A 24,303-nucleotide genomic window follows, 5' to 3' on the forward strand; every position below is an offset into this window, starting at 1 on the left:
ATTGCGGTATGATTTTTTGGGACTGTGTGTTAAACAGTTTACCATGGAAAAGATAAACCAGGCTTCAGATAATGCAAAAGTTGTATTATCACTCATCCAGGCCATTAATGACGAGGATTTTGAGACGGCCCGCCGTTTCGCGCAGGATGAGATGACTTTTGATGGTGTAATGGGATCGCGCAGGGGCGCCGATGCTTATTTTGACGATATGACAAAAATGAAACTGAAATACGATGTACAGAAAGTGTTCGTAGACCAGGAAGATGTTTGCGTCTGGTACAACCTGGATATGGGCGGCAAAAATATCTTTGGAAGCGCCTGGTACCACCTGGAGAACGGAAAGGTAAGTTCGCTGCAGGTGGTTTTTGATCCCCGTCCGTTGTTATAATTTCCGGAGAGATCTGAAAAATTGTTGCTATCTTGTTGCCCATAATTTAAACCAATGCATCGTATTTATTCAAGTACTCCTCCGCCTGCTGTTGTTGTTTTGTACGCAAAATAACCAGCGTTACCAAGGCTTTTAACGACTCCCTGTTCCAGGGATCGGTTCTTCCTGTTTAGGTATTCAGTCACTGAATGTACCTGGTTATTTTCGTGTACCCCTTATTCTCCTTTTTTCTTATTTACACAACCGAAAATAATGACCAGGTATATATTAATGGTTTTCGCCGGCGCGTGCAGCTTCGGCATTCTTTCTACTTTTGTAAAACTCGCTTACCGCGAAGGCTATACTGCCGCAGAAATATCCTTTACCCAGGCTTTAACCGGGATGGTGGTATTATGGATCATTTACCTGCTCCGTAAACGCCGGAGGGAAGCGATAACACCCGGTCAATGGGGCTGGCTGCTGCTCACCGGCGCTAGTATAGGGCTCACCAGTTTTGTTTATTATATATCCGTCGCTTACATTCCTGCATCGGTGGCTATCGTGATCCTGATGCAGTTTACCTGGATAGGTTTGCTGATGGAGGCGCTGATCTTTAAAAAGAAACCATCAGCCTTACAGGTGATCACTACATTGTTGATCCTGGCGGGTACCTGGATGGGAAGCGGTATGGCTGGTGGTGGCTTGTCCCGCTTATCTGTAAAAGGCTTACTGTTTGCGGCGGCATCGGCATTTTTATATGCTGTCTACGTAATAGCTAACAGCAGGGTAGGAAAGAACCTGGATGCCGGTAAGAAAAGTGCGGTGATGATCACCGGTTCCACGCTATGTATTTTTGCAATCAATGCGCCGCAACTGTTGGCCAGTACTCATTTCGACATAGGCCTCGGAAAATGGGCCTTGTTTCTTTCGCTCTTTGGTACCGTGATTCCACCCTTATTATTTGCCAGGGGCATTCCCAAAGTGGGAGCGGGTATCAGTGGGGTGATCATGACGGCCGAGTTGCCGGTGGCCATTGTTTGCTCGCATTTTATCTTGCAGGAACCGGTAAATGGTTTGCAGTGGGCAGGAGTGGTGTTGATGCTGTTATCGATGCTGTTGCTGAATGCGCATTACTTCCAGAAAAAAACAACGGTCCGGGCCAGGGATAGAAAACCACAGACCGTATAACCAATGATCCGTATAAGAAGCGATCCCGGCGATGAGGGATCGCTTCTTTTTTAAAAACAATACCGCTTATTGTTTACCTTTAGCCGTTGTTAATTGTTGCCTGTTATGCGCCGTATCCTCCTATGCCTTTTGTTCTTTGTTATTCCGTTGCGGGTGTCGGCCGATGGTATTCTGCAATTCCGCCACGTTAAACTGCCCGCCGGGATAGGCGATGCTATTGTTAATAACGCGACTATCGATAGTCACGGCCTGCTCTGGTTTTTCAATACTTCCGGTTTGCACCGGTATGATGGCAATCACCTGCTTACATTCGACCTGGTAAGTACGCCCTCTGTTATTTTCAATGCTATTACTACCATCGTTATTGACCAATCGGATAACCTCTGGATAGGTACGCAGAGCGGATTGGTTTTTTTTGATACCCATCGCTGGACTACCCGCTTGATAACACCTCTGAACGATCCCGGCGAAGGAGGAACACATTTTATAAAGCGTATTTGTATTGGATCGGATGGCACGATATACACCACCGGGAACAACTATAAAATTTATCGGGTAGAAAAGGAGCACCTGGTGCAGATCGCTGACTTATCTGATCAGCCCCGTGCCGATCCGTTTGCACGCGCCATTGATTACATCGGGGAACCGGTGAAAAATCAGCTGTGGGTGGTTCATAGCGGTCGTTTACAATGCCTGGAAAGAAGCGGTAACGCTTACACGCCGGGAGCATATCTCGCGATGCCGGAATTAAAAAACAGTATTACTCCCGAAGTGTACTTTCATCCCTCAGGTAAGATCGTTTTTTTTGCAGGTAAAGCCGGCATCCAGGTATTTAATCCGCGTACCCGGCAGCTGACGAAAGTGAAACAGGTAAATGGCGACACGTTATCTATCGCGGGGTATATTCGTTTTTTCCTGTTGCCAAACGGGGAACTGGGTATTTATATCCGCCGGCTGGGCGTCTTCCAGTATGATGCGGCGCAGGACAAGGTGTTTGTTCCGGAAAATAATATACCGGCAAATTTTTTTAATGCGGATGTAACGTCTGTGGTTACACGTGATAATAAAGTGTATTGTTCTTTTGAAAGCGGTGTGGCAGAACTGGAATTGACAAAGGACCCGTTCCGCAATCTGCTGACTACCAACGACGACCCCACTGCACACAGTATCCGTGCTATTTATAAATCATCGGACAGTTGTTTGTATGTCACTTCCTATAAAGAAGGATTTATCCGGCTGAATGAGGCAACCGGACATTTTACCCCGATCGTTAACGGGGTAATTTACCGGGTGCTTCCCTGGGATGATCACCGGTTGTTGCTGGCTACCGAAGGAAACGGGCTGCACTGGTATGATCTGAAAACCGGCGTCGTGACACCACAGGTGGCTAATATCCCTGCCAGCAAAGGACAACCGGACCGGGTGCCCCGTTTTTTTATCAGTATAGTGCGGGAAAATGATTCGCTGGTTTGGCTGGGTACCTACAGGGGCGCATTCCTGCTGAATATCCATACCGGCATCATGTCGCCGCAGGGGAAGGGAAAAGCCGCCCTGGCATTGCAGAACAGCCGTATCAATGAAATATTGCCGCTAAACGGGCATTGCTATTTTGCCACTATCAACGGACTGTTTGATCTGGACCGGTCTGATGATAGCGTGCAGGCGCTACCTGTTAGTCAGACCACCCCCGATAACCTCAACACCTGTTACAGTATCCGGTTGGTGAATAATCAATTGTGGCTGGGCAGCAATGGCCGGGGCATCCAGATTATTGACCTGCATGGGAAGTTGATCCGGGAAATCGACGCCGGTAACGGCCTGACGGGCAATATTGTATACACACTGGTACAGCAGGGACATTGGATGATTGCCGGCACAGAGCATGGGTTAAGTATTATTGATACCCGCAATGGCCAGATCACCAGTTACTCACAACTGGATCATCTTCCTTCCAATGAGTTTAATCACGCAGCCGCCGCCGTATATGGCGACCGTGTTTATATGGGAACCCTCAATGGTATCACCACATTCAGGGTGGAAGATATGCTGCGTTATAAACATGCAGATATGGACCTGAAGGTTAGTCTCACGAATTTCAGTACTACTTCCGGCATGACGCTGACGCAGCATCATAATCTACCCTATTTATCTGATGTGAAACTGGAAGTGCCGCCCGGCGTGGATTTTTTCTCCCTTAGCTTTGGTGGAACAGATAAGCGCACGGATCTCCTGAATTATTATTACCGCATTGAGGAGGACGGACCGTGGCTGGAAATCGGGCAGCAGCATGATATCAGTATCGCCCGTATCACACCGGGACAATATACTTTCCACCTGGCCACCCGTTTTCCCGGGCAGGCAGTGTTTAAGGAATTATTGTCGGTGCCGCTGGCAGTATTGCCTGCTTTTTATGAAACGGTGTGGTTCCGGTTGTTGTGCATACTTATCGTGTTATTGGGGATAGTAGCCATTTTCCGCTATAAGGTACGGCAATTGCTCAAGGAACAATCCCTGCGTACTAAAATTGCCGGCGACCTGCACGATGAAGTGGGCAGTACGTTGACCAGGATTTATTTTCAGGCCGATCGCCTGAGCGCTTTGCCGGAAGCACCGCTTATGGCCAAACAAATCGCCAGCTCCAGCAGGGAGGCGTTACGCACCATGAGTGACATGGTCTGGTCTATCGACTCCCGGTTTGATACCGCTGCGGATCTCGTCTCCCGAATGAAAGATTTTATAAGCAACCTGGGAGATGAACTGGATATTCGCTTTGTATTCAACGTTACCGGGGCGTATGCGGGCATGCCGCTTACGCAGATCATCCGCCAGAATTATTTCCAGATCTTTAAGGAAGCAGTGAGCAACGCTACCCGCAATGCCAGTGAGCCGGTAATAAACATAAAACTTCATTTTTCAGAGGTGATCGCCTTGCTAATCAGTAATACTTTTCCTGAAAGTGAAGAACCGGTAAAGAAGCCCTATCAGGGCGGACAAGGGACTTACTTTATGCAGCAGCGCTCCCAGCTGATGAAAGGGGAACTGGAAACATGGCAGGAGGGACAGGTATATTACCTCAAACTCACAGTGCCAGTGAGGTAAATCCCCCAAAGTAGGGAGATGCTTTTTTGTTTTTTTTCCTTCATCTTTACAGCTATGATTTATCTGGGTATCATAGAAGACGATGCAGTGGTGCGGGAAACGCTGGTAGATTTCTTCCGGCAGCAACCGGATTTCACCTGCCTGCTGTCGGCCGGATCGGTGGAGGAATTCCTGTTGCAATGGGAACCTGATCTGGTCCTGGATGTAGTGTTGTCTGATATTGGTTTACCCGGAAAATCAGGGATAAAAGGCATTCCGTTGCTGAAAAAAAGAGCCCCTGGCTGCCAGGTGATTATGCTGACGGTGTATGATGATCCGGAGAAATTGTTCCAGGCTTTGTGTGCCGGGGCGAATGGATATCTTCTGAAACATACGCCGCTGCTGAAAATAAAAGAAGGTCTGCTCACCGCTATGGAAGGTGGCGCGCCTATGTCCCCTGGGATTGCGGCCAAAGTGGTGGCCTATTTTCATCCCAAAACATCCAATTCCCTTGAAGAAAAGATTACCCCGCGTGAAGCGCAGGTATTGCGGGCGGTAGAAGAAGGACTCACCAATAAAGAAATTGCCATCCGCTTAAGCATTTCACTGGAAACGGTGAAATCACATATCAAGAATATCTATCAGAAATTGGAAGTGAATAGCCGTCATCTCTTGATCAAGGGCGGTTTCGGGAAAACAGTCCATCCCCCTAAGTAGGGATACCGCAGTGCGGCATTTTAGATTTTCTTTGTGCCTTATCAATCGATACATGCCTGCGTCAGTTTTAGCCATCTCTTTTTGTGCCATTACTCAGATGTTTCAAATATTTTATATGTTTCCGGTCTGCGGGCGAAAGTCTTTGCTCCGTGGAACGGCCGCATATCTGCTTCCGTATGATCTCCCTATACCCATAATCACGGCAGGTTGTGCCCATCCGGGCACAACGGCTGTGAAAAATTATACCAGTCGCCATTCTAAATCTGGTTACGCCGTTGCCTGGGATCACTTGTACGACCGTGGTCTCAGGAGCGGCGTTTTATAGGGAAAAACTATTTAATATCATCCTTCCTGACCCCACAAAATAACGTTTCCTTTCATCGACATTGTCTGATAACCCTCATAAAAGCCGCCCTGGCAGGCGGCTTTCTTATTTATCCCCTGCCCGTTTGAGGGGAAATTACTTCCGTTGTAATTAAATTAATATCTTTGGAGTCAACCAAACTGGAGGTTAATATCCCCCCGTTTGCCGCTGTGATATGTTTGATGAAAGAGACATTTGGGTGAAATTTTGTGCCGGTGAACAAGCTGCCTTCCGTGAATTATATGATCAATATTATTCACGCTTATTTGTATGGGGGTGTAAGTGGCTCGATGGTGATGCCGCTTTTGTAAAAGACCATCTGCACGATTTTTTTATTTATTTATGGGAGAAAAGAAGTAACCTGTCTCAGGACATACAGGTGTCTGCTTACCTGCTCACCGCTTTCAAACGCCGTCTGATAGAACAATGGGGAAAACAACAAAAACTGACGGATGTCAGCAGCATGATGGACCTGTCGGCCGACGACAATGAAGAGGCAGACCTCTTTGATACCCAGTTTGGCCGTGTACAGGCTGCCATGGCCAATTTGAGTCCCGCTCAACGGGAAGTCATAGAAATGCGTTTCCTGCAACACCTCTCTCTCCAGGAAATTGCCGATGTAAAAAATACAAGTCTCCGTACCGTCTATAACCTTACCCACCGCGCGATTTCGCAGCTTCGACAGGATGTCGGCAAAAAAAATATTTTATTTCTGTGGTAAATCGGGTGCGCTTTTCCCTCTGTATAGAAAAAGCAAGCCGGAATGGAATCTGTCTCCGTAGAAAAATTAATGGCACAGTCGTCTTTTATCAACTACTGTTTTCAGACAGGGGAGGAAGATATGCGCTATTGGGAGAACTGGCTCCGGGAGCATCCTGAACATCAGCAGGTCGTACAGGAAGCCAGGGAGATGGTGATGGCCGCAGGCTGGCTGTCGTATGCGGAAAAGGAAAAACCGTTGGCACTGGCTCAACTGGATGAATACCTGTTGTCCGCGTCCGCACCACGCACCCGCTCCATCCGCTGGTATTACGCCGCTGCTGCTTCGCTGATACTGGTATTCGCGGCCGCCTGGTATTTCAAACCTGCCCGTACTGCCGCTCCTGTTGTGGCAGCGCGTTCCGGACCGCTCCGCCTGCAATACAGCACCATGGGCCACGCCCGGCAAGGCTTTATATTACCTGACAGCAGTTATGTACTGCTCGAAAGCAACACGCTGCTGCAGCTGGATCATTCTTTCGGCGTCAGCAGCCGCAGCATGGAACTCAATGGGGTCGCTTATTTCAAGGTGTCGCCCGATCAGCACCGGCCGTTTAAGGTGAGAAGTGCGGAGTACACGGTGACTGCACTGGGTACCGCTTTCCGCATGACGGCACAGAAAGCTGCGCTGCATGTATTACTGGAAGAAGGAAAGGTGATGGTGCAAAAGGAAACTGCAGGCAAGCAAATATTGGTGGCTTACCTGCTGCCATCGGAAAGTTTGCTCCTGGAGCCTGATTCCCGCAAATCACCACAACCACAGCAATTTGCACAAAGTACCCTCAACGCATGGAAAGCACAGGAGATCATTTTTGATCATACGCCTTTAAGCGAAGTGGTACTCCAACTGGAAGCTTGTTATAATATTAAGATCAGCGTAGAAGGAATCAACCTTCAACAGGAAATATTCTCAGGACGATTTAAGAATGATGCACTACCAGCTGTACTGGATGTATTGTGTTTCACATTAAACAAACAGTACCAATTTGCCGATTCGACCAATGTATTAATTAAGTAATCAACCAACTATGGATTTACATTTACGCCGGTTATCCGCAGGGATAACGAGCCGGATTTCCCATGCCTTTCTGGTGGTGATCACTTTTGTGCTCACCCTCACGCTGCTGCCTGCACATGCGCAGGAAAAAAAGATGGTCACCCTAACAAAGGTGCCCGTTGAAAAAGCATTTCATCAGTTGTCCGGCTTGTATAAAGTCCGCTTTTTTTATGCCGGTTCCGCCATCAACAAAAATGAAACGATTACGATCCCTCCTGCAGAGCGATCGCTCGAACAGGTGTTGCAATACCTTACTGCAAATTACCGTTACGCCTTCCGCAGATCAGATAACATGATCAGCGTGAGTTTGCCACGACCTCCTGCTACCATTGCTACGCAGGAAAAAACGGTGCGTGGCCGCATCGGGCTGTACGAAAATGATAACATCATCTATAATGCCGGTGTTACTATCCGGGAACTGGGTAGCAATAACGCAGTGATCACGGATGATAAAGGTTTTTTCTCCATGCGTCTTCGCACCAATGAAGCGGTGCTGAGTATCAGTTGTGTAGGATATGAACCAACAGAACTGGAAGCGGGGGATAAAGCCCAGGTGAATGTTACCCTGAAGCAATTATTACAGGCTATTCCCGAAGTAGTGATCTCTACGGGGTACCAGACCCTCGCCCGGAAAAACACTACCGGTGCCTATTCCCTGATTTCAGAAAAAGAAATAGAGCGCAGAAGCAGCCAGTCGCTCAACAGTGTACTGGAAGGCGCTATTCCCGGTCTTACGCTGGCTTCCGGCTATGGGAGGGTAAACGGTGTTCGTCAGCCTACCGGTACCGATATACAGGTACGGGGTGGTAGTGCACTGCAAACCGGCCGTAATGCGCCACTCATCGTAGTGGACGGCTTCCCGGTAAATCAGCTGCCCACCAATATGAATGATGTGGCCAAGATCGATGTACTGAAAGATGCCGCTGCTGCTGCCGTATGGGGCGCCCGCGCCGCCAACGGCGTTATTGTGATCGTTACCAAAAGAGGTAAGGAAGGCAAACTGCGTGTTAACTACGCCAGCAATACTTATGTTACTTCAAAGCCCGATTATTCAAAACTTTTTCGTGCCAATGGAGCCGACCTGGTTGACTATGATAAGGAAGCGTATGATAAAGGATTCATCGATCCACGGAACTTTGAGACCTCTGCCAATGGTTATTCCCCCTCTTTCGACCTGCTCTTTCAGCTCAATAAAGGATTGCTGACAGATGCGGAATTTAAACGCAAACAGGATTCCCTGGGAGGCATTTCCAATCAGCAGCAGATCAAGGATCTCCTGTTACGCACCGGCGTACGCCAGAACCATTACCTCTCGCTGTCAGGCGGTGGTAAGGGATATAACTTTATGGTATCCGGTACCTATGAAAATGGGAATACCGTATTTGTTGGCGACAGGGCACAGACAGCCCAGTTGAACACCCGTGGCGACTTTCAGCTGAGCCCGGCGCTGCGTTTTAATGTAGATATGAACGCCGCTTTCGATGATAGCAAAACAGTGCCTTCCCTCAGCAATGATATCCAGAAATTGCCTCCCTACCAGTTACTGGTGGATGGCAACGGACAATACCTTTATGATTACAGTGTGTTTAATAAAGCACAGAATGACCGGCTCGTAAAACTGGGCTACGCAGATAATGGCCGCAACCTGCTCGAAGAAGCACGTATTGCCAATAACAGGAATAAAACGTTCGCGCTGAGAACCAATGTAGGCGGACAGTGGAAAATAGTAAAAGGATTGACACTTAATGCCAATTTCCTGTACGACCGGAAAAAACAAAGCACTAAAAATATTATTCCGCAACAGGCCTATAGCAACCGTAATTATACCAACCAGTTTACCACACTGGATGCCGCCAATAAGCCGGTGTATAATCTTCCGCAGGGCGACCGTCTGGATCAGGCAGAAAACAGCTACAACAACTGGGCAGTGCGTACACAGCTGAATTACACACGTATGTTCGGGTCTGTACATTTCATCAACCTGGCAGCAGGTGCGGAAGTAAAGAAATATATCACCGATGGATTTACCGTCAGCAAATTTGGATATAATGATGACCTGCAATCCTGGCAGCCTATTGATCAAAAACAACTGCTGAAAGGAGGCCTTAAATGGTGGAACGGAAACGGCGTGCCCATCTTTGACGCATCGTCCTATGATCGCTTTACCTATAACGACATCCGGGAGAAATCTTCCTATGGTATAGCTACGTATACCTACGACGACCGCTACACCGTTACGGGTAGTTACCGCGTAGATCAGTCGAACCTCTTCGGGGTAGATCCGAAGTACCGCCGTACGCCGTTATGGTCGGCCGGTGTGGCATGGGATGCTACGCAGGAATCTTTCTTCAACGTTCCGCAGATCAGTATGCTGAAACTGCGTGCAACCGTTGGTCTTACCGGTAACTTCGATGAAACCACCACGCCGTTACTGGTGGCTACGCGTCGCTTTCAGGCGAATCTCAATGATTTTGCTGCCCGCGTTGCCTCCTATAATCCGAAACTCCGTTGGGAACGTACGCGTACTATCAACGTAGGGGTGGATCTGGGTATGTTTAACAACCGTTTCCAGGTGACTGCAGATGTGTACAACAAATATGGTTACGACCTCTATGGCAACCTGGTATTGGATCCCACTGTTGGTTTCAATCAAATGAATATCAACGCAGCCCGGATGACCAACAAAGGTGTGGAAATGGCGATACAGGGAAATATCATAGACGACAAAAACTTCAAATGGCACAGCCGTTTGAATATCGCCTATAACAGCAACCGGATTATTGATAACAAAGTACCGGATGGTAATCCTGAAATCAACCGCCCTTCCGGCACCACGCAATATGTGGAAGGATATAACCGCGAATCATTATGGAGCTATCAGTGGGCAGGACTGGATGATCATGGTAACCCGCTTGTATACGGTGATAAAGGAGAAAAGGTAAAGAAAGCAGTATTCTCCTCCCTGGTACATAGTGGTACTTACCGTGCGCCTTATTCCGGTGGATTTACCAATATTTTCACTTATCGCCAATGGCTCCTGAGCGCGCTCACTACTTTCAACTTCGGCAATGTACTTCGTCGCGAGATGCCTAATATGTATGCATATGCATTTTCTACTTCGATGAACTACCAGATCCGCGATCGCTGGCGTAAACCGGGCGATGAAGCACATACTGATATTGCCTCACTTACCCCGTCTTTTGATCCGGCGGATTTTTACGACGGACGCGAACGCGTGATCCAGTATTCTTCCAATAGCGTGATCCCGGGCGATTATATCCGTTTACGCGAAGTGCAGCTCGGCTACCGTTTACCGGATGCTTTGCTCAAACGCACCGTATTGAAAAGTGTACAGTTCATGGCGCAGATGAATAACATCGCGCTGTGGAAGAAAAATAAGTACGGCATAGATCCCGAAGCAATAGATCCGATCAGCGGCGCCTACTATTTGCCTGAACCAAGAGTAACCACTTTTACTGTACGTGTAGAACTGTAAAAATATGATCATGAAAAAATTAACAATATATCCGTTGCTCGGTCTTTTATTACTGACCGGGGGCTGCAAAAAATTTCTTGACGTAACACCGAAGGGAAAATTCCTGCCCACCACCGTTGCCGACTACGAGTTGTTTATGAACGACCTGTTGCAGGCTGACGCCGGGTTTGCCAATATCGAGTACATGGGGGATGATCTCTCCTTTACCGATGACCAGGTTACTTCCGGTGGGGATACCCGCAGGGTAAAAAGTTATCTCTGGCTGAAAGAGGTCTATAAAGATTTGGAAGACGATGCGGAGTGGACCCGCATGTACAACAACATCTACAACTGTAATCTGGTACTCCAGAATATTGAAACGGCCACTGGTGGTGCGCCATCAGATGTGGGACGTATCTCCGCAGAAGCCCGTATTCAACGTGCGTACAATTATTTTCACCTGGCCATGTTGTTTGGCAAAGACTATGATGCGGCTACCGCTGCTACAGATCTGGCCGTGCCCATGCCATTGATCCCTGACCTGGAAGCAAAATCAAAACGTGCTACCGTTAAAGAAGTATATGACCAGGTATTTACAGATCTGAATACGGCGTTAGCCACACCGGGGCTGCCCGACTTTGGTCGTAACTACGTGCATCCGGGTAAAGTAGCGGCCTACGCACTGCTGTCGAGAATTCACCTGTACATGGGCAACTATGAACAGGCGCAGAAATGGGCAGATGCGGCATTGGCCATGAAAAGTACCCTGGTGGATTATAACACCTTCAGCTTTATTCTGCCATCGAAGCCATTTAATGGGGTAAATAATAAGCCTACGGCAGATGTAAATCCGGAAAACCTGTTTACTAAAACAAACAGTGCTTCCAATGCAGTGACCACCTTCATGATCAGCCCTGAGTTGTTCCAGCTTCTTGGTGAGAAGGATCTGCGCTATGTATATACCTTTACGCGAATTGAAAGATCCGGTCTTCCTACCACTAACCCTTACCCGATCTACTTTGCCAATATGTTAAACTACAGCATCGGCGTACCGGAAATGATGCTCATCAAAGCAGAATGCCTGGCCCGCAGTGGTAAAAAAGACGATGCACTGAATCTGCTGAATACCCTGCGTAAACAACGTTTCAAGCCAGCCGACTATACGGATCTTACCGCAACAGATGCAGATGCCGCACTGGCACTGGTGATGACGGAAAGAAGAAAGGAACTGCTGTATCATGGACTTCGCTGGTTCGACCTGAAAAGGCTCAACCGCGATCCAAGGTTCAAAAAAGACCTGACCCGGACCTATAAAGGACAACTATATACGCTTCCTGCAAATAGTCAATGGTACCTGCTGGAAATAGCGCCAAAGATCATCTCCATCAATCCGGCTATTATACAGAATCCGAGATAATCCAATTACGAATCTGCTGGCCTTTCGGAAACGAATGGCCGGTTGCTTTAAAACCACCTGCGAATGAAACATCTTTTCTTCCTGATAGGTAGCGCGGCATTGCCTGCATTGACACAGGCACAGCAACTGACCTTTTCTTCCGCGCTTCATCAGTCGTCCGAAAAAGTAAGCATCTACCGCGAATGGCCTACCCGCCAGTTACAGGATACCCTACATTTAAGCGGCAATGCTTTTCAGTATACCCTGCCTGCTGGTGCTCCGGCCGTATATTCCGTACACCTGCGTAAACCATTTGTAGATGCAGTCATACTGGCTGGTGAAGGCCCAGTTACCATCAGTGTCACAAAAGATACACAGGTAGTAGTAAAAGGAGGCGTGTTGCAGCAGCGCTGGAAAGATTTTGAACAAGCCGTTGCTCCGGACGAAAAGCTGTGGAATGAATGGGGCCGCAAATACGAACGCGGCGCTAATCTCGATGAGAAACTGAAAGCCAATAAAGAAAGTAATCGTTACGCGGAAAAAGTACAACACGCACGACTGCAATTCACCGTATTGAATGCAGATAACCTGCTGGGCGCATGGATGGGATACTACTATGCATTCGCCTGGTCGCCGGCTAACCTGCAACAACTTTTGCCCGCTTTCCGGAAACAGACTTTCGCCAAAGCCACCTTTGATAAACTGCAGGAAAAGCAGCAGGAAGCAGATAAATATAACCTGACCGGGAAAAAAGCGCCGGCCTTTGAATTGCCTGCGATAGATGGTAAATCCGTGTCGTTGCAGCAGCTGATGAAGGACCACGACTATGTATTACTGGATGTATGGGCTTCCTGGTGTACCCCCTGCCGCGCTACCAACCGTAAACTGGCGCCATTGCACGAAAAGCTCAGCAAAAAGGGAATTGCCTTTGTATCTGTCTCCGTAGATGAAAAAAAGGACCTGTGGGAAAAAGCAGTAGCAGCAGACAAGATCCCCTGGACACAACTGCGCACCAGTGAAGGCATGAAAGGCGAGTTTGTACAGCAATATAAAGTACAATCACTTCCCGCTACTTTTCTCATCGATAAAACAGGCACTATCATCCGGCAACATATTGAAATAGCCGACCTGGAAAAATTATAGTTTTATGAGATCATATGTACTGTTGGCGCTCGGGCTCTTTTTCCTCGGGCAGGAAAGCTACGCACAGCTGCTACTGAAAAATGCCACTATCATCAATGGGGATGCCGCCATTAAGCCCCGTAAAGGGTCTCTGCTGATCCGTGGAGAAAAGATTGTACAAATAATAGATGATCCGGCCGCCATCCCGGCCGGTGTAACCCGTGTGATTGACTGTACCGGGAAGTTTATTACGCCCGGTTTAATGGACGCGCATGTACACCTGGCTACGGTAGACATGAACCGGCAAAAGCGGATGCATGCCAAAACAGACAGCATCCTGGAAAACATGCTGCGGCATGGCATTACTTCTGTAAGAGACATGGCCGGCGATGCCATTTTCCTGGCAGAATACAAACGCGCAATTGCTACCGGTCAACTGACCGGCCCGGATATTTTTTATGCCGCGCAGTTTGCAGGCCCGGGATATTTCGCCATGATGAAAGGCAGTTCCCGTGCAGATGATGATCTGGGTACTACTCCCTGGTATTGCGCCATTACTCCTCAAACCAATATTGCCCTGGCTGTTGCCGCCGCAAAAGGCGCCGGCGCCAGCGGGATTAAAATATACGCAGACCTGACAAAGGAACAGATTGCCGCGATTACCCGCGAAGCACACGCACGGGGACTCCAGGCATGGAGTCACGGCACCGTATTTCCTGCTAAACCGATGGATGGCGTAGCAGCGGGTGTGAACAGTTTGTCGCATGCCGGCGATTTTGCTTTTCAGCAGCTGAAAGGAGATACCCTTGCTCTTCACGGCGCCTGGGCGCAACTCTACAGCAAAAGCTTTGTGTTTGATACTACGGTGCAGGTACAATTGCTGAAAGCTATGCAGCAACGCGGTATTTTCCTGGATCCCACGATATTTCACGCCAGCAACAATAAATTGTACAATGCTTTTACGGTTACGCGCATCGCTCACCGGCTGGGTGTGAAGATAGTTACCGGCACCGACTGGATTTATCCTGAGAAGAATGAGCCGGTGCCATTGATGAATGAAATGTTGCTGCTGGTTAGCAAATGTGGATTGACTATTCCCGAAGCCATCCAGTGTGCTACACTCAACAGTGCCACAGTAACCGGTTTACACGACCGTGGTCAGATCCGCGAAGGCGCCCTGGCCGATCTCCTCATTACCAATACCAACCCTTATATTAGCCTACCTGCCCTTTTTCAGCCTGAAATGGTGATTAAGAGGGGACAGGTCCGTCAGTGGTAACACAACTTGCCTGGAAGATCAGGCTGCCTTTAAGGGCACCATACAACGCATGTCTGTGTCGTTGATATATTCTTCCAGGCAATAACCCTGCGGGTCCAGGTGTGGTTGCTCCAGCAAGGCGTCGAAAGTCTGGCTGACCTGCATCATGTTCTCCTCGTAATTTTTCAGCACTTCCGTCATATAAGTGCCCTTCCTGATCGTAAAACTCTCACAGCCATACTTCGCCCCCTCTCCCGGGTATTTGGCGTTTACAGCGGCCCTGTAAACGATCCCCTGGTTGTTTTCCGGCCGGGAGATACCATAGAGATGTCTGCCTGCCATGGAAGGCAGGAGGGATACCAGTTTTTCAAAAGCCGGCTTTATGCCCTCCGGGAAGGTAGTGGCGCGGACATAAAACACTTCGATGTCATTTGTCAGTGTATATGGTTCCATAAAAGCATTTTCCTAAAGTTACGTCAGGGAGTTGGTATGGATACGGTGTGAAGGGGACAAAAGGGGTGGGGGATCGGGACAGATGAAAGGGCTATATTACTTTGTCCGCGCAGCCTGAACGATTGCATTTAATGCGGTTAAGAATTCTTCTGCCTCCGCCTTGTTTCTGATAGAAAGGGAAAGGTTGTTTGTCACTGGGCGGTGAGTGTGGTCTCCCTGCTTTATCTCGTTTATGTGGGCAGCAGCAGTTGTTTTTGCAGCGGTGGCTGCAAGGGCGGTGAATTTGTCTATTTTTTGTTGAACGCTGTGTCGCATAAGTATTTAACTATACACAGCAGAATAACGAATAGTAATAACCATTTTATAAATCATTAAAAAAATTTGTTCCCCAATCAAAAAAAAGCGGGTGCCTCTTTTCAGAAGCACCCGCTTTACTGGTGGTTGATTTTATTAGAAACCTGTCATCGGTATAGAAGTCGCCGCTTTAGTAGCTTTTGTTCCCTTTGAAATGCTTTCTTTGATCTTTGCCTCTGTGTCTTCGCCGAACCCGGTGAAGCGCTCCATGATATTACCGTCGGTATCTACCAGATATAAGGTAGGAATGCCGGAGAACTGGAACTGTTCCATGGTTTTATCTTTGTTGTCGCTCAGCAGCTGATCCCATGGCATTTCTTCTTCTTTCATCGCTTTTCTCCAGGCGTTTTTGTCGGTATCGATGGAGATGCTCACTACGTCAAAGCCTTTCGCTTTATATGTTTCGTACAGTTCTTTTACTTTAGGGATGGCCTGGCGGCAGGGACCGCACCAGCTGGCCCAGAAATCCACCAGCAGGTATTTGCCTTTATATTTTTCCAGTCCGGCTACACCGCCTTTGGCATCCGGGTATTTCACAGATGGCATAGGCTGACCTGATTTCAGTTTCATGGCCTGTGCTTTGTTGGTGAGGATGGTTTGTTTTAAAACTTTGGCCTCTGATAACCACGGGTAGCGGGCAATCAGTTTGTCGAGCATGGCCATGGCTTTATCATATTTCGCACCGGCTTCTGTACCAGCCATACCACGCAGGGCATATACCAGCACGGGGCGGTCGGCATAGGCGCGGGTCAGCATTTCTTCACGAAGGAAATAGTCATCCCGCATAGGATTGTATTTCTTCGTATTTTTCATATAGCCGTACCAGGTAGTATCTGTCGCTTTTTTGGCATAGTACTCCATGTTGTATTCATCTACCATGCGGCGGTAGTTCAGTTCACCGTTCAGCGTGGACAGGTTGATGAAGTTGTTGTCATAAGAGCCGTCTACGAAATTGTAGTGTGGTATTTTGATTTTGTAGAAAGCGGTATCATAACCTCTCATTTCCATTTTTACATCCGCGTCGCTCCAGAATGTGGCATAATCCCAGTGCAGTGCATCCACAGTGTAGATACCCTGGTGGTCCTGTTTGATTTTAAAGGAGAAGGTATTGTCTTTGGTCAGCAGGCAGGAATCCACTACTTCCGGTTTCCCGCTGAAGTTATCTTTCGTCAGCCATACCATGTTACTGGTACTTTTAGGATCGGTAAATTCTACTTTCCCTTTTACAGAGATGGATTTTACTACGTTGTTCTGCTGTGCCAGCAGGGCAACCGGAGCGGCCAGCAGGGCCAGTGGTGCACATAGCGCGAAAACGGCTTTCTTCATTATCGGTAGCGGTTTATTGATTTTTATGAATGTTGCAGCAAAGTAGACATCGTTTTCTTTTCTGCAACAGATAATGGACATACCGGCTGCAAAAAGGTACCAACCGGCGGGCGGCAGGGACCAAAAAAATAACCGCTTTTTCCGGTGGAAACCAGCGTGGTATATAGTATCTTCATCGCCGTTTGAAGAAAACATCGTCATATAAACCGTACCGGTACTTTGTACATCTCGCCATCTGGATGGTGCTGATTGGTTTGTATGCCTTTCCCGGCATACGGGTCAACTGGCCCTCTGCATTCGGATTGAAATGGGTGCTGGTAAAAGATGTGCTGTATGGCTTTATCAATTTCCAGTTGTTCTATCTGCTGGCTTTCGGCTGGCTGCCGGTACCGGTTGAGAAAAAGCAATACGCAAAGGCCGCTCTGGGGATGGTACTGCTGGTATTGGGTTTTGCGGTGATCAAATATGCGGTGGGTTATTTTTTCTTCCCTGACCAGGTGCTGATGGGAATGGTGCCGCTTATCGGGCAACCGAAAGTATACCTGTCGTTTGCTGCCTATCTGCCACTTGCCCTGAAAACCGGGATGGGCGTCGCCCTGCTGGCTTATGGCTACTGCCTGTTCCTGCAATGGCGGAATACCGATCCGGCCGACCGGCAGCTGGCCTCCATGGTAGCGCAAACCCATGCCCGCTATGAGCGGATGCAGCATGGCTCCCGGCAATTGCTGCATCACCTGCAATTACTTACTCCCATCCTGGAGAATGAACAGCAGCGCGAGACAGAAGGCACAAAGGCTATTCTGCTGCTATCGGATCTGCTGCGATATATGCTGTACGACAAAGCACTGGAGAACGAGTATGTAGGTATAAAAAAGGAAGTGGTGCATTTCGAAAAATATGTACAGTTACGCGGTTTGCTGATCGCTACCCCGCAACTGCATCTCCGGATAGCCGGCGAAGAAAATAGCGGCATGATCCCTCCCTTGCGGTTACAACAACTCACAGAAGAAGTACTGCAATCAACAACGGAACCGGAAGTCAGCATTACCTTGTCAATGGAAAAGGACGCGCTGATGTTATCACTGCAGGCGGGTACAGCTCCGTGTGTTTCACATAAAATAAAGTGGCATGAATAACCACCGCCAACATATCCGCCAGTTTTTACTCCTGCTGCTGATCTGGATGATCCTGGTGTATGGCGTAAACCTCCTTATGGCAGGGCGCTTCACCATGGACGTTTTCCGGCATATGTCTATTAACGACGGCTTATTCGGCTTCATCAATTTTTTTGCTTTTTATATTTATTTCCGCTGGATCATTCCACCTTTCCTGGAACACAGGAACCTGCTCCGGCTGTTTGCACGGATAATACCGGTTTTACTGGGATTTATTGCGTTGAAATATACAGTGGCGAAGTTGTTTTTTGAAATGGATACCCTGTATCGGGGTTATCGCATAGAAGACCGGCAACGGGTAGAAATTTTCACCACTCCTGCACAATACCTGGTCAGCGGCTTATGGAGCGGCGCCGTGATAGTGCTGGCCGCTTTTGCTGCCCGGTTTTTTATATTGTGGCTGCAGGAAGATCAACGTCGTCACCTGTTGCAGCAACAGCAACAACAGGCGGAAGCCGCCTTTCTGAAAATGCAGCTGAATTCCCATTTCCTGATCAACAGCCTGAATAGTATCTATTCACTGGCACTGGTAGGATCGCCGGAAGTAGTAACGGCGAATAAAACACTCACCGATCTGCTGGCGTATATGGTAGATCAGCCTTCGGATATTGCCTATCGCGTACCCATCGCCGATGAAGTGCGTTACCTGCAGGATTTTGTTGCATTGCAACGCATCCGTACCGGGCGTAATGAAGGCGTGGTGTTTAACGTGCCGGAATGTCTCCCGGAGAAAAAAATAGCACCGCTGCTACTGGTGCCCTTTGTAGAAAACGCATTTAAACACGGTATCAGTAACCGTCCGGAAAAGCCTGTGCGGATTGATTTGCAGTGCAACGGACAACAACTGGAATTCACCGTGCATAACTATATGTCGGGTACGCATCGCGATAAAACCGGTGGTATTGGCCTGGAGAATGTGAGTAAACGGTTGCAGCTGATGTACCCGGATGAACATCTGCTGGAGATAACCGCCACGCAGGATGAATATTACAGTAAATTAGTGATTAACTGGTAAAATTATGGCAGTAAAGTGTATAGTGGTAGACGACGAACCACTGGCCGCACAGGTACTGGTGGCTTTCATCAACAAAACCCCGGACCTGCAGTTATTGAAAACATTCCATCATCCGCAGGAAGCGCTGGCGTTTCTGAAAGAAGAAGCTGTGGACCTGGTGTTCCTGGATATACAGATGCAGGAACTCAGCGGCATGGAATTTATGCAGCTGGCGCCCCCCGGTATACAGGTGGTGATTGTATCTGCCTATGATGAATATGCCGTAGAAGGCTTCGACAGAGAAGCAGTGGATTACCTGCTGAAACCAGTATCGTTCGAACGTTTTGCCAGGGCGGTACAGCGGGTATTGGCGAACAGTGCACCCACTATTTCCCAGCCAGCCGGCACCGACTATATTTTTGTACGCACTGATAAACGTATTGTTCGGATTGACCTGAAAGATATTCTTTTTGTAGAAGCCCTCCGCAATTACGTAGCTATACAAACCACCAAACAAAAGATCCTCACTTTGCAGAACCTGCGCAGTTTTGAAGAAATCCTGGCGCCGTTCCGCTTCCTCCGGGTGCACAAATCGTATATCATCTCCCTGGATAAAATAGATAGCATAGAAAGACAAAGAATATTCACGGGCGATCACCATGTACCCATCGGAGATGCTTACCTGAAGCAGTTTATGGAAGCCATCCGGCTAAGCTGACCATAATCAGGTGGGAGACTGACAATTGTCATTTTAGAGGAAGATGCCTCACGTTACATTTGCATTACCGGTTTAAGCACAAGAACGTTACTATAGTGATGGCATTTTCTCACAAAGTAAAATGGTTAGATATGAATCAGTTCAAAGATAAAGTAGCATTGGTTACTGGCGCAGGCTCCGGTATCGGAGAAGCGGTAGCAAAACTGTATGCTGCGGGCGGAGCAAAGGTGATAGTAAGTGATGTAAATGAGAAAAGCGGTCAGGCTACTGTGGCGGCCATCAAAGAGAAAGGTGGAGAAGCTACTTTTATTCCCTGTGATGTAAGCAATGCCGAAGCATGTAAAGCACTGGTAGATAAAACACTGGAAACATACGGAAGACTGGATATCGCCTGCAACAACGCAGGTATCGGAGGCGTGGCCAAACCATTGGCCGACTATCCCATTGATATCTACGAAAAAGTGATTGGCATTAATCTCAATAGCGTGTTCTATGGCATGAAGTACCAGTTGCCCGCCATGTTGAAAAATGGCGGTGGCAGTATCGTGAATATTTCATCCATCCTCGGATTGGTAGGTGCTGCTACCACAGCAGCCTATGATGCTGCGAAACATGGTGTGATCGGTCTTACCAAAACAGCCGCAGCGGAATACTCCGCACAGGGTGTGCGCATTAACGCGGTATGTCCGGGTTATATCGATACGCCCATCCTCAATAATGTAGACCCCGAAATAAAGAAAGGCCTGGTATCCCTGCATCCGATCGGACGCCTGGGAAAGCCGGATGAAGTAGCCGAAGTAGTGGGCTGGCTCAGCTCCCCACAGGCTTCCTTTGTAACTGGCAGCAGTTACACCGTAGATGGTGGATACACAGCAGTATAGTATAAAAGAGTGTTAATTTGGTTCAACAGCAGCAGCCATCCTTTCATCAGGGTGGCTGTTGTGTTTTAGAACAGTTCCGATAAGAGATTGTATTGAAGTTGTCAAGCGTGAGTAACCGCTGTGATGGCTAGTATGTGCGTTTTTATCAAGGTTTGTTTTCCCGTTTTTTTTGCTATATTTATAACAGTACTTTTGTGAGCCCGACTTTTGGAAAACCCGTATTATTTAACCCGCCATATCTGTTATTTACCTCGTGTATAAATATCCATCCATATGAAGATGAAGAAAATCCTGCTGGAATTATTTACCGCGATCCTGGTGATCCTCTTTATTTACACCCCCACCAGCAAGCTGCTGAAGTTTCATGCGTACACGCGCAGTATGCGCGTGCAACCATTGCTGCCGGCCTTGCAGACATTCTTAATCTATGCAGTACCCTTATCCGAAATAGTAGCTGTGATTCTCCTGGTGATTCCGAAAACGAGGAAAGCAGGACTGTACCTGACCCTGTCGTTGCTATTTATTTTCACCGGTTATATTAGCCTGATCCAGCTGAATTTTTATGGCAGGATTCCTTGTAGTTGCGGTGGTATTTTTCAGCGACTGAACTGGGAACAACACCTGTTACTGAATGTATTTCTTCTCTTGATAAGTATGGCCGCCATATGGCTTCAAAAGAATATCTCCCGTCATGAAACCCATGATGGGAAAGCGAAATCATGGGCCCGCTTATAATCATTACACAAAAAATTCTTAACCATTTAAAACAAATCACATGAAAAGTCTGAAATTTATTTTGATGGCCATTGCTGCCTTCGCCGGTATTTCAGCTGCAGTTGCAGCTAACGCCCGGTTTGATGTATTTTACGTTAATGAAACCAGTAACGGTACTTATCAACGGGTACTTCCTGCTGATTACGATCTGCTGCATTGCTATAAGAGTTCCCAATACCCTTGCTCTTATACACTTAACAGTGTGATACTGGGGCCTAGTGCCACGGAAGCGGAACTGATCGCAGCCGGCGCAGTGCCTTCTTCCTCTTTTGCGCAATATGATCGCACGCATTGGTAGTGAAAGTAAAAGAGGCCTCTGTGAAAGAGGCCTCTTATCCGGTTTAATGAACCGTCTTCGTAAACCTCTGAAACCGCGCATGGCACGCAGCTCCGGAGGTTACTCCTTTTCTAGTCCTCCGCCTCATGAATCGCGCGCACCGTTTTTATGATTGCATCTGGTGTAACTGAAATACTATCTATGCCCTGCTCTACAAGAAACTTTGTGAACTCAGGAAAATCAGAAGGCCCTTGTCCGCAGATGCCCACTTTCACTTTCTGCTGTTTCGCTACTTTGATGAGATGACCGATCATGCGTTGCACCGCAGGATTGCGCTCATCATAAAGGTTGGCCACCAGGGAAGAATCCCTGTCGAGACCAAGTGTAAGCTGTGTCAGATCATTGGATCCTATCGAGAATCCGTCTATGTATGCAGAAAATTCTTCGGCCATCATAATGTTGGAAGGCAGTTCCGCCATCAGGTATACTTCCAGTCCGTTTTGTCCGCGTTGCAGTCCGAATTCTTCCATGGTGGAAAGCACCAGCTTTAGTTCTTCCACGGTTCTGCAGAAGGGAATCATGACCACTACATTTTTCAGCCCCATGGTTTCCCTTACTTTGCGGAGTGCTTTACATTCCAGTTCAAAGGCTGGTTTGTATTCCGGGGAATAATACCTGGAAGCGCCTCTCCAGCCCAGCATCGGGTTCTCTTCTTTGGGCTCGAAATATTTTCCTCCCAGCAGGTTGAAGTATTCATTGCTTTTAAAATCAGAGAAGCGTACAATCACTTTCTCCGGGTAAAAAGCAGCGGCAATTTTGCCCACGCCGTAGGCGAGTTTATCCACGAAATAATCTGTTTCACTGGCATGGCCCTGGATCAGTTGTGCGATCTTTGCAGACAGTTCAGGATCGTTCAGTTGCCGGTGTTGCAGTAATGCCAGCGGATGCGCTTTGATATAGTTGTTGATGATGAATTCTTCCCGCGCCAGTCCTACGCCTTTGTTGGGTAAGTGCGTGAATTGAAATGCCATGGCCGGAGAGCCTACATTCAGCATCAGCGGGGTGCGTATGCTGGGTAGCTGGCTCAGGTCCAGTTGTTCTTCCCGGAATGCCAGGATGCCCTCATATACAATGCCATCACTGCCTTCTGCGCAGCTTACGGTAATTTCCTGGCCGGCATTCAGTATTTCGGTGGCATTGCCGCAACCCACGATGGCAGGGATACCCATTTCTCTTGCTACGATGGCAGCATGACAGGTACGTCCGCCTTTATTGGTGACGATAGCGGAGGCCATTTTCATGATAGGCTCCCAGTCGGGGTCTGTCATATCGGTTACCAGTACATCGCCTGGTTTAAATTCACTGCCGGTAATCAGGCGGTTATCGAGGGAGAAGAGTATATTGACTTTACCCGCTGCTATTTTATCGCCTACGGCGATGCCTTTCAGCAGCTGCTTTGCGGGTACATCTGTATGATCAATGCTATAGGTGGTGATCAGCTGATGATCTTTGCGGGAGTGAATGGTTTCCGGGCGGGCCTGCACAATATACAGTTCATGTGTAAGTCCGTCTACTGCCCACTCCACATCCATAGGACACCAGCGTCCTTTCTTTTCAGAGTAATAGCTTTCGATACAACGTACCCAGGTGGCCAGTTGCATGATCTGCGCATCACTCAGACAGAATTGCTGTTGCAGCGTTTTTTCTACCGGAATAATCTTTGTTCTTTCATCGCTGCTTTCTCCATATACCATCTGCTTGTCTTTTACGCCCAGCTTTTTTTCGATGATGGGAATATAACCCTGCTGCATACATGGTTTGAAGACGATGAATTCATCCGGCGATACCGCTCCCTGTACCACCATTTCTCCCAGGCCGAATGAGCCGTTGATCACTACTACTTCTTTAAAACCGGATTCTGTATCAAGGGAAAACGCTACACCGGAAGCGCCCAGATCGGCACGTACCATTTTCTGCACACATACGGATAAGCCTATACTGAAATGATCATAGCCAAAGTTCTGCCGGTAGCTGATGGCGCGATCGGTAAACAGCGAAGCAAAACAGTTTCTTACGGCGTCGATCAATGCGGCAGGACCACGTACGTTAAGAAAGGTTTCCTGTTGTCCGGCGAAAGAAGCATCCGGTAAGTCTTCCGCGGTAGCGGAAGAACGCACGGCTACATCTGTTTGTTCCTGTCCGTATTGAAGCGATAAATGGTAATACGCCGCAATAATTTCTTCACTCAGTTCGTGCGGAAAACGGGTACTGCTGATGGCCTGTCTTATTTTCTGACCCGCCCTGCGCAGGGTGATGATGTCGTTGTAGTCAATAGTGGCTACCTGTTCGGCAATAAATGTTTCCAGGCCGCTCTGTTTCATAAAATCGTAATAGGCAGTAGTCGTGATCGCAAATCCCGAAGGTACCGCTACACCTGCTTCCGACAGGTTGGCGATCATTTCACCAAGGGAGGCAGATTTACCTCCCACCAGGGCAATAGCATCCATCCCCACCGCTTCCAGCGGTAGTACAATACGCTCTCTCATGTAAGAATGAGTTTAAAGAATAAA

20 protein-coding genes are annotated in these 24,303 nt (G+C 48.0%); 16 read left to right on the top strand and 4 right to left on the bottom strand.

The annotated features are described in order from the left end of the window. Nucleotides 1–43 precede the first annotated feature (43 nt). The 10 genes from BMW79_RS13415 (at nt 44) to BMW79_RS13460 (ending at nt 14,802) form a co-directional block, all read left to right on the top strand. Complete coding sequence (locus BMW79_RS13415; RefSeq protein ID WP_089896887.1) at nt 44–388, top strand: nuclear transport factor 2 family protein; 345 nt, start codon at nt 44–46, stop codon at nt 386–388. Nucleotides 389–640: 252 nt separating this feature from the next. Next, nucleotides 641–1,555, top strand: a complete 915-nt coding sequence (locus BMW79_RS13420; protein WP_089895501.1) for an EamA family transporter — start codon at nt 641–643, stop codon at nt 1,553–1,555. A 105-nt stretch (nt 1,556–1,660) separates the two neighbouring features. After that, nucleotides 1,661–4,654 carry a ligand-binding sensor domain-containing protein gene (locus BMW79_RS13425; protein ID WP_089895503.1) on the top strand — a complete coding sequence of 998 codons (2,994 nt, stop codon included), beginning with the start codon at nt 1,661–1,663 and terminating at the stop codon, nt 4,652–4,654. 54 nt (nt 4,655–4,708) lie between these two features. Next, entirely contained in the window at nt 4,709–5,350 is a 642-nt protein-coding gene (locus tag BMW79_RS13430; RefSeq protein ID WP_177192152.1) for a response regulator transcription factor, read from the top strand. Between the two features lie 539 nt (nt 5,351–5,889). Beyond that, the gene (locus BMW79_RS13435) at nt 5,890–6,435 is read left to right on the top strand and encodes an RNA polymerase sigma factor (protein WP_089895506.1); all 546 of its coding nucleotides are present in this window, start codon (nt 5,890–5,892) and stop codon (nt 6,433–6,435) included. 42 nt (nt 6,436–6,477) lie between these two features. Then, nucleotides 6,478–7,491 carry a FecR family protein gene (locus tag BMW79_RS13440; protein WP_089895508.1) on the top strand — a complete coding sequence of 338 codons (1,014 nt, stop codon included), beginning with the start codon at nt 6,478–6,480 and terminating at the stop codon, nt 7,489–7,491. A 10-nt stretch (nt 7,492–7,501) separates the two neighbouring features. Then, complete coding sequence (locus BMW79_RS13445; RefSeq protein WP_089895510.1) at nt 7,502–11,026, top strand: SusC/RagA family TonB-linked outer membrane protein; 3,525 nt, start codon at nt 7,502–7,504, stop codon at nt 11,024–11,026. 10 nt (nt 11,027–11,036) lie between these two features. Then, nucleotides 11,037–12,422, top strand: a complete 1,386-nt coding sequence (locus BMW79_RS13450; protein WP_177192153.1) for a RagB/SusD family nutrient uptake outer membrane protein — start codon at nt 11,037–11,039, stop codon at nt 12,420–12,422. 63 nt (nt 12,423–12,485) lie between these two features. After that, a complete protein-coding gene (locus BMW79_RS13455; protein WP_089895513.1) occupies nt 12,486–13,544 on the top strand; it encodes a TlpA family protein disulfide reductase in 1,059 nt (352 codons plus the stop codon). A 4-nt stretch (nt 13,545–13,548) separates the two neighbouring features. Next, nucleotides 13,549–14,802: an amidohydrolase family protein gene (locus BMW79_RS13460; protein WP_089895515.1), complete on the top strand. Its 1,254-nt coding sequence runs from the start codon at nt 13,549–13,551 to the stop codon at nt 14,800–14,802. An 18-nt stretch (nt 14,803–14,820) separates the two neighbouring features. Here the strand turns inward: BMW79_RS13460 and BMW79_RS13465 are convergent, their stop codons facing one another. The 3 genes from BMW79_RS13465 to BMW79_RS13475 form a co-directional block, all read right to left on the bottom strand. Further along, complete coding sequence (locus BMW79_RS13465) at nt 14,821–15,234, bottom strand: transcriptional regulator (RefSeq protein ID WP_089895516.1); 414 nt, start codon at nt 15,232–15,234, stop codon at nt 14,821–14,823. Between the two features lie 96 nt (nt 15,235–15,330). Then, entirely contained in the window at nt 15,331–15,549 is a 219-nt protein-coding gene (locus BMW79_RS13470; RefSeq protein WP_089895518.1) for a hypothetical protein, read from the bottom strand. Nucleotides 15,550–15,684: 135 nt separating this feature from the next. Next, nucleotides 15,685–16,914: a TlpA family protein disulfide reductase gene (locus tag BMW79_RS13475; protein ID WP_177192154.1), complete on the bottom strand. Its 1,230-nt coding sequence runs from the start codon at nt 16,912–16,914 to the stop codon at nt 15,685–15,687. A gap of 182 nt (nt 16,915–17,096) precedes the next feature. Between BMW79_RS13475 and BMW79_RS13480 the strand changes: the two genes are divergently transcribed. The 6 genes from BMW79_RS13480 to BMW79_RS13505 all read left to right on the top strand — a co-directional run bounded on the left by BMW79_RS13480 (nt 17,097) and on the right by BMW79_RS13505 (nt 21,754). After that, entirely contained in the window at nt 17,097–18,050 is a 954-nt protein-coding gene (locus tag BMW79_RS13480) for a LytS family sensor histidine kinase (protein ID WP_143059149.1), read from the top strand. After that, nucleotides 18,043–19,104 (top strand): sensor histidine kinase, encoded by a 1,062-nt coding sequence (locus tag BMW79_RS13485; protein ID WP_089895524.1) that lies wholly within the window; start codon nt 18,043–18,045, stop codon nt 19,102–19,104. The genes BMW79_RS13480 and BMW79_RS13485 overlap by 8 nt, the downstream gene beginning before the upstream one ends. Before the next feature lie 4 nt (nt 19,105–19,108). Then, the gene (locus BMW79_RS13490) at nt 19,109–19,801 is read left to right on the top strand and encodes a LytR/AlgR family response regulator transcription factor (protein ID WP_089895526.1); all 693 of its coding nucleotides are present in this window, start codon (nt 19,109–19,111) and stop codon (nt 19,799–19,801) included. A gap of 131 nt (nt 19,802–19,932) precedes the next feature. Further along, complete coding sequence (locus BMW79_RS13495) at nt 19,933–20,682, top strand: SDR family NAD(P)-dependent oxidoreductase (RefSeq protein WP_089895528.1); 750 nt, start codon at nt 19,933–19,935, stop codon at nt 20,680–20,682. 273 nt (nt 20,683–20,955) lie between these two features. Beyond that, nucleotides 20,956–21,417: a MauE/DoxX family redox-associated membrane protein gene (locus tag BMW79_RS13500; protein ID WP_089895530.1), complete on the top strand. Its 462-nt coding sequence runs from the start codon at nt 20,956–20,958 to the stop codon at nt 21,415–21,417. A gap of 40 nt (nt 21,418–21,457) precedes the next feature. Beyond that, the gene (locus BMW79_RS13505) at nt 21,458–21,754 is read left to right on the top strand and encodes a hypothetical protein (protein WP_089895532.1); all 297 of its coding nucleotides are present in this window, start codon (nt 21,458–21,460) and stop codon (nt 21,752–21,754) included. Nucleotides 21,755–21,864: 110 nt separating this feature from the next. On the opposite strand, the gene ppsA is transcribed toward BMW79_RS13505, so the two are convergent. Further along, on the bottom strand, nt 21,865–24,279 hold the full coding sequence (gene ppsA / locus BMW79_RS13510) for a phosphoenolpyruvate synthase (RefSeq protein ID WP_089895535.1): 2,415 nt from the start codon (nt 24,277–24,279) through the stop codon (nt 21,865–21,867). Between the last annotated feature and the right edge of the window lie 24 nt (nt 24,280–24,303).

The organism is Chitinophaga arvensicola, from assembly GCF_900110835.1.
Taxonomy (GTDB): Bacteria; Bacteroidota; Bacteroidia; order Chitinophagales; family Chitinophagaceae; genus Chitinophaga; species Chitinophaga arvensicola.

Excerpts from the sequence above, each read along its gene's own strand:
- BMW79_RS13415 (WP_089896887.1), top strand. The coding sequence starts at position 44 with ATGGAAAAGATAAACCAGGCTTCAGATAATGCAAAAGTTGTATTATCA.
- BMW79_RS13420 (WP_089895501.1), top strand. The coding sequence starts at position 641 with ATGACCAGGTATATATTAATGGTTTTCGCCGGCGCGTGCAGCTTCGGC.
- BMW79_RS13425 (WP_089895503.1), top strand. The coding sequence starts at position 1,661 with ATGCGCCGTATCCTCCTATGCCTTTTGTTCTTTGTTATTCCGTTGCGG.
- BMW79_RS13430 (WP_177192152.1), top strand. The coding sequence starts at position 4,709 with ATGATTTATCTGGGTATCATAGAAGACGATGCAGTGGTGCGGGAAACG.
- BMW79_RS13435 (WP_089895506.1), top strand. The coding sequence starts at position 5,890 with ATGTTTGATGAAAGAGACATTTGGGTGAAATTTTGTGCCGGTGAACAA.
- BMW79_RS13440 (WP_089895508.1), top strand. The coding sequence starts at position 6,478 with ATGGAATCTGTCTCCGTAGAAAAATTAATGGCACAGTCGTCTTTTATC.
- BMW79_RS13445 (WP_089895510.1), top strand. The coding sequence starts at position 7,502 with ATGGATTTACATTTACGCCGGTTATCCGCAGGGATAACGAGCCGGATT.
- BMW79_RS13450 (WP_177192153.1), top strand. The coding sequence starts at position 11,037 with ATGAAAAAATTAACAATATATCCGTTGCTCGGTCTTTTATTACTGACC.
- BMW79_RS13455 (WP_089895513.1), top strand. The coding sequence starts at position 12,486 with ATGAAACATCTTTTCTTCCTGATAGGTAGCGCGGCATTGCCTGCATTG.
- BMW79_RS13460 (WP_089895515.1), top strand. The coding sequence starts at position 13,549 with ATGAGATCATATGTACTGTTGGCGCTCGGGCTCTTTTTCCTCGGGCAG.
- BMW79_RS13465 (WP_089895516.1), bottom strand. The coding sequence starts at position 15,234 with ATGGAACCATATACACTGACAAATGACATCGAAGTGTTTTATGTCCGC.
- BMW79_RS13470 (WP_089895518.1), bottom strand. The coding sequence starts at position 15,549 with ATGCGACACAGCGTTCAACAAAAAATAGACAAATTCACCGCCCTTGCA.
- BMW79_RS13475 (WP_177192154.1), bottom strand. The coding sequence starts at position 16,914 with ATGAAGAAAGCCGTTTTCGCGCTATGTGCACCACTGGCCCTGCTGGCC.
- BMW79_RS13485 (WP_089895524.1), top strand. The coding sequence starts at position 18,043 with ATGAATAACCACCGCCAACATATCCGCCAGTTTTTACTCCTGCTGCTG.
- BMW79_RS13490 (WP_089895526.1), top strand. The coding sequence starts at position 19,109 with ATGGCAGTAAAGTGTATAGTGGTAGACGACGAACCACTGGCCGCACAG.
- BMW79_RS13495 (WP_089895528.1), top strand. The coding sequence starts at position 19,933 with ATGAATCAGTTCAAAGATAAAGTAGCATTGGTTACTGGCGCAGGCTCC.
- BMW79_RS13500 (WP_089895530.1), top strand. The coding sequence starts at position 20,956 with ATGAAGATGAAGAAAATCCTGCTGGAATTATTTACCGCGATCCTGGTG.
- BMW79_RS13505 (WP_089895532.1), top strand. The coding sequence starts at position 21,458 with ATGAAAAGTCTGAAATTTATTTTGATGGCCATTGCTGCCTTCGCCGGT.
- ppsA (WP_089895535.1), bottom strand. The coding sequence starts at position 24,279 with ATGAGAGAGCGTATTGTACTACCGCTGGAAGCGGTGGGGATGGATGCT.